Consider the following 12397-nt stretch of genomic DNA (forward strand, 5'->3'; position numbering starts at 1 on the left):
TGTTTTTCATACTTTTCTATAAAGCGAAAAAAGATTCCGGGAACTGAAAGTCCCGAAATCTTTTTGTCTTATTTGAAACTCCACAATTCTGTGGATTATAGTAGCATGCGTTTTCCTACATTGTCAATAGGTTGAACATCAGCCTTTGATACCGGACTGTGCAACACCTTCGATGAACTGTTTCTGGAAGATGAAGAACATCACTACCAGCGGCAGTACGGCGAGAACCGCACCGGCCATCTGCATCGGATACTCTGTGGTGTACTGTCCCTGTAAGGTAGACAGTGCAGGTCCCAGTGTCATCTTATTCATAGAAGTGTTGACAATCAGAGGCCACATAAAGTCATTCCATGCAAACTTGATGGTAAAGATGGACATTGCCACGATACCCGGTTTGATCAGCGGCAGCATGATCTGTGCGAAGATACGGAAACGTCCGCATCCGTCCACAATGGCTGCTTCTTCCAGTTCTTTCGGCAGAGACATGAAGAACTGTCTCAGTAGGAAAGTACCGAACGCGCTGAACAGGTTTGGCAGAAACAGTGCCGGGATCGTATCCAGCAGTCCCAGTTTCTGAACGATCTGATACTGTGGCAGAAGGAAGATCTGTCCAGGTACCATCAGTACAGATAACACCAGAATAAAGATTGCATTCTTGAACGGGAACTCGATACGTCCGAACGCATAACCTGCCATGGAGCAGAATACAATCTGTACCAGTGTGGTAACCACGGTGGTAATGATCGTATTCATATAAACAGTTGCAAACGGAATTGCAGAACTTACAATGGTATGATATGCCGTTGTAACGAATTTTTCCGGGAAAATTGTCGGCGGAATCTTCATCGCCTCACCGGATGTTTTAAATGATGTCAGGATCATCCATGCAAATGGAAATACAACCACGATCACTCCGACCAGGAGGATCAGATGGACGATCAGGTGATTTAGCTTAAATTTACCTTTCATGTTCTCACTCCTCCTTAGTCGTAGTTCACCCATTTCTTCTGTCCGATCATCTGGATCACGGTCACGATCATAATCGCTGCGAAGATCAGAATAGAAATAGCTGCTGCATATCCTTTATAACCATAGTCGAACGCTGTCCGGTAAAACAGTGCCACAACGGTCTGTGTTGCCTCGAATGCCGGACTTGCTTTGCCGATCATCATGTAAACAGTATCAAAAACCTGGAAACCACTGATGATGGATGTAATCATAACGAAGAAGACTGTCGGTGTCAGCATCGGTACCGTGATTTTGAAAAACTGAGTAATTTCGCTTGCACCGTCGATAGCGGCTGCTTCGTAATACACACTGTTGATTCCCTGCATACCTGCCAGTAAGATAATCATGTTATAACCAACCGTCATCCAGAGACCTACGATCATAATCATAAACAATGCTGTCTTGGAATCAGTCAGCCAGTTATGACCGGTTCCTCCCATGGCTTTGATAGCGCTGTTCAGGATACCCATCTGTTCATTGTAGATCCATTTCCAGACCATGGCCACAGCTGCAGACATGGTAACCGAAGGAAGGAAATACAGGGTACGGTAAATGGATTTTCCTTTGATCTTTGCATTCAGTAAAGCCGCAAGGAAAGTGGATAACGCCAGCCCTACCGGTACGGTTACGATAACGTATTTCAGGGTATTGCCGAAGGTTCTCCATACTTCTTTGTCACCGATCATTTCTTTGTAGTTCGCAAGACCTACAAAAGTAGACATATTAAATTTGTTTACATCATTAAAACTGAACCAGACATTCTGGATAAACGGCCAGATATAAAACACCAGCAGACCCAGGGTAACGGGTGCAATCAGGATATATGCGGCAATCCAGTCTTTTTTCTCTCTTTTCGACGCTTTTTTCTTCGGCGTCTTTACTTTTGCTTTCACGTCAGCCATTCTTTCACCTACTTTATTACTTTGCTAACAGAGCGTCTGCTTCTTCTTTCAGGCCGGAGCAGGCATCTGCCAGTGACATTTCGCCCGTATAAGCTTTTGTTAACCAGGTAGATTCCATATCATACAGTTCTGCTGCTTTGCCGCATACCGGCAGTGGATAAGCTTCAGCGGAGTGGTTTGTATATGCTGCCAGGTTGTACTGCTCATTTGCTTTTGCAAAATACTGCTGTGCATCTTCTCTTGCGGAGATTACTACACCAGTTTCGCCCTGGATTTTCTGAGCTTCAGAGCTTCCCATCCAGATTGCAAATTTCTCAGCTTCTTCTTTCTGTTTGGATCCTTCATATACTGCGAATCCCAGACCGTTGATACAGTTGTCTTCTACACCATTGAAGGTAGGAACTTCTACACAGTCGATTTTGTCTTTGATGGTATCGTTGGAAGCGTATTCCGGAACCATGTAAGAACCAGCCAGTGTCATAGCGATCTGCTCGCCTTCGAACATGGCATCGGAACCTGTCTCAGACAGAGTAGAGGCACTTGGTGACAGACCGGCATCGATCATGTCGATCCAGCACTGGATACCTTCCTGTGTTTTTGCATCACCGTATCCTGTTTCGGTAGCGTCATCGTTCAGGATCCAGCCGCCGTTTGCGTATACAGTCTGATAATACCATGTCTGGAAGTCAACCGGGCAGGCGAACGGATATACACCATCCGGCAGTTTGTCTTTCAGTTCAGTTGCCAGAGCAACCAGATCATCGTATGTCATATCATCGGTCGGATATTCCACACCAGCCTGATCGAACAGGTCTTTGTTGTACCACAGAGCGTTGGTATCGAAGTCTTTCGGTACTGCGTAGTTTTTACCGTCACGAACATAGTTGTTTACCAGAGTCTCAGCGAAGTTATCTTTGATGTCGGAAGATGCGATTGCATCAGACAGATCATCCAGGATACCACCTTCCACGTAAGAATCCAGATGCAGAACATTCAGCCAGAATACGTCAGGAGCTGTTCCGCCGCCTGCAGATGCTTCCAGTTTTGTCCAGTATTCTCCACCTTTGTATGGTGTCAGCTGGATGCTGATGGATACGTTATCATTTTCTGCTTCATATGCATCGATCATTTTCTGCATGGCATCTCTCTGATTTTCATCCCAGATACCCAGTGTCAGTTCTACTTTGTCACCGGATTTGGAACTTCCCTTGCTGTCGCTGCCGGAAGAATCACTGCTGCTTCCGCATCCGGCCATCATACCTGCTACCATGACAGCAGACATACCCAGTGCTGCAATTTTTTTCATATTTTTCATGACTTTTCTCTCCTTTTTACCTTTGTTGGAATATTCGTTGTCGGGTTACTCTATTATGAAAATGAGTAACTGTTCCGTACTTACGCCGTAACGAGCCAAAAGGGTTACTCACTTACATACGTATTTGTTTTAACTATTTATTCTGCATCATTATAACATCTTTTTTTGAAAATGCCATAATTTTCTCAGCCTGATACGGGAAAAGCGGGTATGCACAGTCTCCCTGTACATATGCCCGCTTTGGCTCCCTCTCGTTGTCTTTTCGTATTGAATCGTTTTATTTATGGAAGATCTGGTACGTTTGTTTTCTGAAATCCACCAGTACACCGGTTCCGTCGGAGAACGTTGTCTCCTGTACCATATAATCTCCATTTACCATCTCATGATGCAGCATCTCGCATTTTGCCACCTGTTTATGTAATTCTGCCACTGCCTTGCTGCGTTCGATTTCTTCTTTTCGACTCAATGCTACGTTATCGTCAAAAGCTCCGTCGATATTCGGATAAGCCGCATCACGGATCAGATACGGTGCACCGCCGTTTAACAGGGCGTACAGCATGTAATCTTCCTCGTCGCTTACTTTATCCATCATCCATGGCTGAATCACACAGTCATGATATACCAGATTGTATAACGGTACCGGAACTCCTTCTTTCGGTGTTCCCGGTTTCTTCATCATAAAATCATACGGTGCGTAATGACAGAAAACCAGACTCGGGACTGCCCAGTCGCTTACCTCTTCGGAACTTGGCAGGATACCCTGGGAGAGCAGATACTCAAAGCATCTTCCTCTGAATTCATAACATTCTCTACGTGTCATGCGATGTTCCGGATTGTCACATTCATCTCCTTCGTTACAGGTGAATACATCCAGATAAGCACCATCCAACCGGATTCCGTGTTTTTTGATCTCGGTAAAATTGCGCTTCACATAATACGGTGCCTGTGTTGCACACAGATACGACTGTGGACCCCCCGCCCATCTCTGGTGCTCCGGAATGCTTCCATCCGGTAATCTGCAGGCATAATTTTCATCAAAACTTGGAGCAGCTTTATAGAAATCTCTGTACTGATCATGGATTCCGAACATGTAACCACATTCGTGCATGGTGTCTGCCAGTTCTTTCATATCTTCCCAGCCACCGGCCTCTTTACATGCCGGCAGGTAATCCGGGTGCTGATTGTCGTATCCCGGCTGTGCCCATCCATCCAGATGAAGGTACAGTTTTTCCACTCCCTGCTCATGGAGTTCTCTGATCTCTTTTGTACGCTGTGCAAAAGGTGTCAGATGATTGTTCTTTTCCGGATTTGCCGGATCGAAGAAATCGGAATTGTGCTGCACCTGGGTTTTGATTCCCTTGTGAGCGAAAGCACATCCTATCAGATCGTTGACGGAAGGGTTTCTTGCCGCCTTTTCTTCCAGGGTTCTTAATCTTCCCTGCTCATTTACATAAGACCGGTATTCTTTACACAGATCATTGTAATCACAGTCATCTAAGAAGGTATATCGCATCACTCTGCGATAATCCATCTTTCCAAGACTCGGTTCAAAGTATACACCGACATGAGTGTACGGACCGCCTGCCGGATGCTCGGCATAGTATCCTGCGTTCCACGGTGTGGTGCAGATTGCGATGTACCCCTGTCTGTCTTTCACCTGTCCGAACCATGGCATGTATCCGCCGGCAGTCTCGAAAAATCCGGCAAATGGAATCGCGGATAACGGTGTCTCCCAGTCATTCGGGATCAGGATGCCCTGCTGATGTGTCAGCAGTGTATACCAGCTGTCTTTCTTTTCTTCGAAAGCCATCTGACCCGGCCAGAGTACTTTTTCTACCTGAAGTCCTTCCTCTTTTAACGGAACCCATTCAAAGTATACCTGTTCGGTCGTATCTTCGATCCAGATCAGTGTCTCAAAAGCATACGGGTAAGTCACGCCGTCTTTTTCAAATCCTTCGAAGCAGCTCCGAATTCCGGTTCCCACGCCCATCGTATAGGCTTCATGGGTGATGTTTTTTGCATCCAGAAAATGAAAGCTTCCTTCTTTGCAGATCAGTTCCGGCTGAAAGCCTTCGGTCCATTCCCAACGGGTCTGACCCTTTTCTACAGTCACCGCCAAGGTTTCCTGACAGAGACAGACTTTCGTATTTCCTTTTTCAATTTTCATCATAGGTGTTTGCCTCTTTATTTCTTTTCGTTTGTCAACTGTCCGTCTTTGTCACTCAGACAGTTGTTTTTTGTTTTATTCATTATAACCAGTTTTTTTGTTTTTGAGTTATCTTATTGTGTACTCTTATTGTCTGATTGCGTATGTTTTTTAGTGTTTTATCATAGTAAAGCGATTATTTTGCACGAAATCAGACTGTTCCTTTTGTTGTGGATTATCCGGTTCTCTGGTAAAATAGGGGTATTCGGAGGTATGTGTTCACTTATGACTTATATTGAAACAAAGCTGAAACGCGAGATTGTGATTGATTCGATCATCACGATTCATTATTTTGAATATATGCGGGATTTTGTATTCCGTGGGGAATCCCATGATTTCTGGGAATTTATGTATGTTGATAAAGGCAGTGTGATCGTTCAGGGCGGAGAACATCAGTTTACGCTTCACGCCGGAGATATTATTTTTCATGAACCAAATGAGTTTCATGCGATCCGCTCAGTCGGAAATTCTTCACCGAATCTTGTTGCTGTCTCTTTTGTCAGCCATTCTCCGGCAATGGATGAATTTCGTAAAAAAAAGATGACATTAAATATGGAGGAACGGACGTTGGTTTCCCACATTCTCGACGCCGCCCGGAAAGTGTTATCCACACCGATGAATGTTCCTTCGGTGGAGCAGGTGGAACTTCGCACGGATGCACCGATTGGTTCGCAGCAGATGGTTTTGCTGTATCTGGAGTTGTTTCTTGTCACGGTGCTTCAAAATGAGGCAAAGCCGGATGTTTCTCCGCGTCGTCGGATCACGGGGACGTTTGTAAGTCCGGTGGAACTTTCGGGGACGCGGGAGAAGCGGTTACAGGAGATCACGGAGTTTATGGAGTTTCGGATCTGTGAGCAGCTTTCGCTGGATGAACTCTGCGAGCATTTTTCGCTGAGCCGTTCTTCGATCCAGAAGTTGTTTCAGAAGGAAAAAGGCTGTGGACCGATGGAGTTTTTTAATCGGATGAAGATCCAGCGGGCGAAGGATATGATCCGGGATGGCCGGAAGAATCTGACGGAGATCGCGGGGTTTTTATCTTATAGTTCACTGCCTTATTTTTCAAAGCAGTTTAAGAAGGCTACGGGGATGGCGCCGATGAAGTATGCTTCTTCGGTGAAGGGGATTACGCAGGCGCTTAAAGGGGAAAATTCTTGAGTTTTTTGGTTTTTATTTTGATATAAAGTAAGCCGGAAGGTTCTGCACATTTTTGTGTTCAGAACTTTCCGGCTTTTAGTTTGGTTTATCTTTGGGCGAAGATTGGTTTTTGTAATATTTTGTTTGTGAAGTAGTCATCGAAGAAGTGGATGACCGGGCCGAGGCCGAAGGCGCAGACTATAGTTCCGAGGCCGACGATTCCGCCGCTGAAGAAGCAGATCAGGGCACAGACGACATCGTTGGACATCCGGCACCAGAAGTAGGGGATGTGCAGGCGTTTGTTCATGATCAGGGACAGGGCGTCGTAGGGGGCTACGCCTACGTCGGAGCCTTGATACATGGAGAGACCGAAGCTGCATACTACGACACCGATCAGAACACACAAGACTCTCTGCCACATCTGGCTGGCGGGGATAGCGGCGCTGAAAGTGTTGTAGAAGAAGGTTGCCATGTAACCGTTGATAAAGGCATTTACAATGGTTCCCCAGCCGATCAGATGGCGGCCGAAGATAATTTCCACAACGAAGATCAGAAGGTTGATGATCACCAGAAAGTTTGCATATGCCATTCCCAGGCAGTCGGATAGTCCCATGACCATTCCGTTAAAGGGATCATTTCCGAGGCTCGAGAGTTTGAAGATTGCCACTCCCATCGACAGAAATACATTACCGGCAAACATCAGCAGTACGCGGTACCAGTTTGTGTTTTTTATGTATGTTGTTATCATTCCTTTTTCTTTTGCAGCACGCTTCCCGGCTGCTTTTCTCCTCTTTTATTCTCCTACATGATTTCGAAAATCACACTGTTATTATCTTAGCATGAGAAGTTGTTTTCTTTTATAGGCGATTGTCATGATTTTTTTCTGTCTTTTTTATTCAAACTGCACAGATGCCGGGCACATCAGGATGCAGTGATCGCGTTCGGATAGATCCGCTGCATCCGGGCATCGTCGTAGTGTTCGTCGAGCCACTCTTCCAGTGTATTTTCCGGGGCTGTGCCTTTTCCTCTAGCATCGTAGCGGATCAGTGCCATGCAGGACATCACGATGTTGCAGCACATGAAGACGATCAGTACCCAGGTTATGATTTTTCCCGGTTTCATCGGGAGCTTTTCAATCCAGTCGGACAGGCGTGGATACAGCAGTTTGAACCAGACGACCGCTGCAAATCCCCAGAAAAAGCAGTACAACAGATTGATCCTGCCGCCGAGGTTGAACGGGATATCGCTGTAATCCCAGAATACTTTACCGAATACCAGTTCCGTAAAGACACTGCACAGGTATTCGTAAGCGCCGCCCAGAAAGGTTCCCATCCCGAAAAGGAACGTATTGGAGCGATCTTTATAGCGATATAAAAGTGCTGTCACCAGCGCGATCGCCAGTCCCCACACGATACTGAACGGTCCCCAGACCACACTGCTGCGGCTCATCCAGACACCGGCAGTGATCCGACAGAAAACGGTTTCTGTCAGATCTCCCAGAAAGGCGCCGCAGAAAAATAACAGAACAATTTTATAAAAACTGCATCCGGCGGCAAATACCGTGGAGGCTGCTTTCGCTTCCTCTTTCTCTTCGATTTTTGTCTCCACTGCTTTCGGGTATGCCTTTCGGATTCGTCGTGCAATGACCGTTCCGATCCAGTTTTGCAATCGTAACGTGACTTTGCGGATCCGGTTATCTGCCTCTTCCCACTGGCGGATATTTTTTCCGTAGCCGCGAAGCAGAATATACGAAGCCAGAATATCTACCACCAGGACACCAGCCAGTACCAGAAGCAAAATTTTTACCAGCAATAACGGCAACAGTGCCATCAACCGAAACAGCAGGTCATTTCCCCAGGTCACCATCACGAATCCCAGCACGCCCCAGAACGCCGAAGCGCTCAGGCAGATATAGCCGTCCAGATTCCATTTTCTGCCGGAATAGTCCCACCATCGCTGGTGAAATAACCGCTCGATCAGATGACCGCCGATCCATTCCACCACAGTCGCGTAGATTGCGGAAAATAAAAACAGCCAAATACCGCGCAGTTCTCCGAGTCCCACGGTCAGAAGTACCGTAGTGATACCATACATCACGCAGAACGGTCCGGTCACCAGACCACGGTTTACGAATTTTTTCTGTTTGATATCTGCCGTTGCGGTCTCCAGCACCCAGCCAAGAAAGGACGCCGCAAAGAATAACAACAGCAGTTCATACCACGCCAAATGTTCCATTGTTTCTCCTTTATGTTCTCTGATATTTTGTTTCTCTGATAAATAATAACTATATCTGGTTTCTCTGCATCTGCCTACCTTTTTCTGAAAGATTTTATAAATTTTTTTAAATCCATTGACAAATCCTTCATTTTCCCATAGAATACGACTGTCCTAAACGACATCCAAAACCCATGTGGATTTTTCTGGATGTATCCTGGTTTCAGGCTGCATCTATTTTTCGCCACATAACCTTTCTGCTTCGGCAGTTACGGTTATGTGGCTTTTTTTATGATACCAGGGGCAAAAGGTCGGAACCATCCGGTATCAAGATTTCAAATTCAAGGAGGATATATTTTATGGAACAAACTTACATGAAAGAAAAACCGATCCTGCCATTGCTTTTATCCATGGCGCTTCCCATGGTGCTCTCGATGATGGTGAACTCTCTGTACAACATTATCGACAGTTATTTCGTGGCAAAGATCAATGAAAATGCGATGACCGCGCTCTCTCTGGTCTTCCCGGTTCAGAATCTGATCACTGCCGTGGGTGTCGGCTTCGGCATCGGTATCAATGCGACAATTGCTTATTTTCTGGGCGCGCAGAAACAGGAAAAAGCGGATACTAGTGCTACACTCGGCGTTGCCCGTTCGTTTCTCCACGGCGTGCTTTTGACCATCGGGACGATTGCCATTATGCCAACGTTTCTTTCCATGTTTACAAAAGATCAGGAAGTGCTCTCCATGGGAATTACCTACTCCCGGATCACATTTGGTTTCTCCATTATTATTTCTCTGGGAATTGCTTATGAAAAGATTTTCCAGTCTGTAGGACGGATGAAGACCACGATGTTCTGTATGATGAGCGGCTGTATCCTGAACATTATCCTGGATCCGATCATGATCTTCGGACTCGGACCTGTTCCGCGGATGGGTATCCGGGGTGCTGCGTGGGCTACCGGTCTTGGACAGCTGCTTACTCTTGTAGCGTATCTGTTTTTCGCATGGATCCGTCCGCTGCCGGTAAAAATTTCTCTGAAAAACCTGAAATTCGACCGGGCACTTTTAAAGAAAATCTACGCCGTCGGAATTCCGGCTACACTGAATATGGCACTGTCTTCCTTGCTGATTTCTTCCCTGAACGCGATCCTCGCTGCATACGGACAGATGTATGTGATGATCCTCGGCGTGTATTATAAATTGCAGACCTTCCTGTATCTTCCGGCAAACGGAATCATCCAGGGAATGCGTCCGCTGATCGGATACAATTACGGTGCCGGCGAGCAGAAACGGGTACACAAACTTTACTCCTACACACTGTATCTGTCTGCCGGAATCATGCTTGCGGGAACTTTGCTCTGCATGATCATCCCGGGTACTTTACTTGGACTCTTTACCACCACCCCGCAGACGATTGCAGCCGGAAGCACGGCACTTCGTATCATCAGTCTGGGATTTATCGTATCTTCGGTATCCATCACTTCCTGCGGGGCACTCGAAGGTCTGGGAAAAGGCGTACCGTCTCTGATGATTTCGCTCTGCCGTTATACGATCCTGATCCTTCCTCTGGCATTTCTTCTGAGCCGCATCGTTGGACCGACCGGAGTCTGGCATGCGTTCTGGATCTGTGAGGCAATCACTGCTGTGATCTCGTACACGGTCTACCGGAAAGCCAGTGTCTGATTGGTTTGAACAATAAATAATAAAAAGAACCCCGGCATCGGAAAATTTCTCCGTTGTCGGGGTTCTTTCTGTCTTTCTCATTTTTCTTCGAAAAATGGCTACTTACTCATGTTTTTGGCGGGTCCCAAGTTCAGAAATCTTCCTGCAAGCAAGCTTGCGTCAGATTTCAGACCTTTTGACCCTGGTATCATATTAATACGCATACTATATACTTATAATGTCTCGTTCATACTTCCGGTACGATAGCCCATCAGATCCAGCGTTACATAAGTAAATCCGTATTCTTTCAGTGATTTCGCAATTTTCTCTCTATTTTCGTCTTCCATCAGTTTTCCAAACTCGGAAGGCTCGATCTCGATACGTGCCATCATGCCATGGATACGGACGCGTACCTGATGAAATCCCATGTTCAGAAGCAGCTGCTCCGCTTTATCTACCATACCGAGTTTTTCTTCAGTGATGGTCTCTCCGTATACAAAACGGGAAGACAGACAGGCAAAGGACTGTTTCTCCCAGGTCGGCAGGTGCAGATAATGAGACAGCGCACGGATATCCGCTTTGCTCAGATCACAGTGGCGTAACGGGCTTTTGATTCCAAGTTCCGCTACCGCCTGCAGTCCCGGACGGTAATCTCCATTGTCATCCAGGTTGGAGCCTTCCACGATGGCTTTCATGCCATTGTCGTCTGCGATCTTCTGAATTTTTTCAAACAGTTCTTTTTTACACAGATAGCAGCGGTTCTTCGGGTTCTGGGCAAATCCTTCGATGCTCAGTTCTTCGGATTCGCAGATCACATGTTTGATTTCTTCTTTTTCACAGAACGCAATCGCTTCTTTTAACTCTCTCTTCGGGAAAGAACAGGACTGGGCAGTCACCGCCATCACCTTATCTCCCAGTGTATCTTTTGCCACTTTTAATAAAAATGTGGAGTCCACACCACTGGAGAAAGCTACTGCAACAGATTCCAGACTTCTCAGATAATCCTGCAGCTTTTTCAGTTTTTCCATCTGTTCTCTTGTAATCATTTCTTCCATATGCTGTTTCGTTTCCTTTCTTAATCTATTTCGTTTTCTTTACAGTGGTCAGATCTTTTACAACCTCTCCGGCAATGATCAGTCCGGCTACTGACGGCACGTAAGCCACACTGCCGGGAATATCTCTTCGCTCCGTACACTTGTGTGCGGCTCCCGGCGGGCAGATACAGTGTGTTCTGCAGCTGATGGACATATCCTCGATCGGACGCTTCGGCAGTTCTTCGGAATATACCACCTTTAATTTTCTTACCCTTCTCTTTTTCAGCTCCCGACGCATTACTTTCGCCAGAGGGCATACCTTTGTCTTGTAAATGTCGGCTACTTTGAACTGGCTGGCATCCAATTTATTGCCGGCGCCCATGCTGCTCATGATCGGCACATTCTTTTCCTTACATTTCATAACCAGCTCGATTTTTGCGGTCACGGTATCTACCGCATCCACGACATAATCGTATTCCTCAAACGGGAATTCATCCGCATTTTCCGGAAGAAAGAAACATTTATGGATACGCACATCCACGTTCGGATTAATCTCCAGCATCCTTTCTTTCATCACATCTACTTTATATTTTCCTACGGTTTTTCTCGTAGCGATGATCTGCCGGTTCAGGTTGGTCAGACATACCTTGTCGTCATCGATCAGATCAAAAGCTCCGACACCGCTTCGCACCAGTGCCTCACAGACATATCCGCCGACACCGCCGATACCAAAAACAGCCACCCTTGAATTCTTCAGCTTTTCCATCGCTTCTTCACCCAGCAGCAGCTGTGTTCTTGAAAACTGATTTAACATATCATTCTCCCTGTTCTGATAATGTACTCTCGGAATCTTTATGATTGCATAAAATTATAACCGGGCAGTCATACTCCCGGTCATAAGGATATCCTGCTCAGCTGTC

General features: G+C 46.2%; 10 protein-coding genes. 2 read left to right on the forward strand and 8 right to left on the reverse strand.

Translation table 11 applies throughout. The features are described 5' to 3' along the window. Positions 1–138: 138 nt before the first annotated feature. The 4 genes from ETP43_RS12670 to ETP43_RS12685 all read right to left on the reverse strand — a co-directional run bounded on the left by ETP43_RS12670 (position 139) and on the right by ETP43_RS12685 (position 5395). Positions 139–969 (reverse strand): carbohydrate ABC transporter permease, encoded by an 831-nt coding sequence (locus ETP43_RS12670; protein ID WP_118567803.1) that lies wholly within the window; start codon positions 967–969, stop codon positions 139–141. Between the two features lie 14 nt (positions 970–983). Then, positions 984–1910 (reverse strand): carbohydrate ABC transporter permease, encoded by a 927-nt coding sequence (locus tag ETP43_RS12675; protein WP_022171935.1) that lies wholly within the window; start codon positions 1908–1910, stop codon positions 984–986. A 16-nt stretch (positions 1911–1926) separates the two neighbouring features. Next, on the reverse strand, positions 1927–3225 hold the full coding sequence (locus tag ETP43_RS12680; protein ID WP_129258444.1) for an ABC transporter substrate-binding protein: 1299 nt from the start codon (positions 3223–3225) through the stop codon (positions 1927–1929). Positions 3226–3502: 277 nt separating this feature from the next. After that, positions 3503–5395 carry a DUF5696 domain-containing protein gene (locus ETP43_RS12685; RefSeq protein WP_129258446.1) on the reverse strand — a complete coding sequence of 631 codons (1893 nt, stop codon included), beginning with the start codon at positions 5393–5395 and terminating at the stop codon, positions 3503–3505. 261 nt (positions 5396–5656) lie between these two features. Here ETP43_RS12685 and ETP43_RS12690 point away from each other — a divergent pair, with 261 nt between their 5' ends. Next, on the forward strand, positions 5657–6586 hold the full coding sequence (locus tag ETP43_RS12690; RefSeq protein ID WP_129258448.1) for an AraC family transcriptional regulator: 930 nt from the start codon (positions 5657–5659) through the stop codon (positions 6584–6586). Between the two features lie 85 nt (positions 6587–6671). Here the strand turns inward: ETP43_RS12690 and ETP43_RS12695 are convergent, their stop codons facing one another. Next, a complete protein-coding gene (locus ETP43_RS12695) occupies positions 6672–7313 on the reverse strand; it encodes a YczE/YyaS/YitT family protein (RefSeq protein WP_129258450.1) in 642 nt (213 codons plus the stop codon). Between the two features lie 173 nt (positions 7314–7486). Beyond that, positions 7487–8800 (reverse strand): putative ABC transporter permease, encoded by a 1314-nt coding sequence (locus tag ETP43_RS12700; protein WP_129258452.1) that lies wholly within the window; start codon positions 8798–8800, stop codon positions 7487–7489. Positions 8801–9138: 338 nt separating this feature from the next. Between ETP43_RS12700 and ETP43_RS12705 the strand changes: the two genes are divergently transcribed. Further along, positions 9139–10464: an MATE family efflux transporter gene (locus tag ETP43_RS12705; protein WP_129258454.1), complete on the forward strand. Its 1326-nt coding sequence runs from the start codon at positions 9139–9141 to the stop codon at positions 10462–10464. Positions 10465–10676: 212 nt separating this feature from the next. Here ETP43_RS12705 and larE read toward each other — a convergent pair whose 3' ends face one another. Together larE and ETP43_RS12715 are read right to left on the reverse strand one after the other, a co-directional pair. Further along, positions 10677–11489, reverse strand: coding sequence for an ATP-dependent sacrificial sulfur transferase LarE (gene larE / locus ETP43_RS12710; protein WP_243114344.1), 813 nt, complete (start codon positions 11487–11489; stop codon positions 10677–10679). Positions 11490–11523: 34 nt separating this feature from the next. Continuing rightward, a complete protein-coding gene (locus ETP43_RS12715; protein ID WP_129258456.1) occupies positions 11524–12291 on the reverse strand; it encodes a tRNA threonylcarbamoyladenosine dehydratase in 768 nt (255 codons plus the stop codon). Positions 12292–12397 lie beyond the last annotated feature (106 nt).

The sequence above is a fragment of the Blautia faecicola genome (assembly GCF_004123145.1).
Lineage (GTDB): Bacteria > Bacillota > Clostridia > Lachnospirales > Lachnospiraceae > Oliverpabstia > Oliverpabstia faecicola.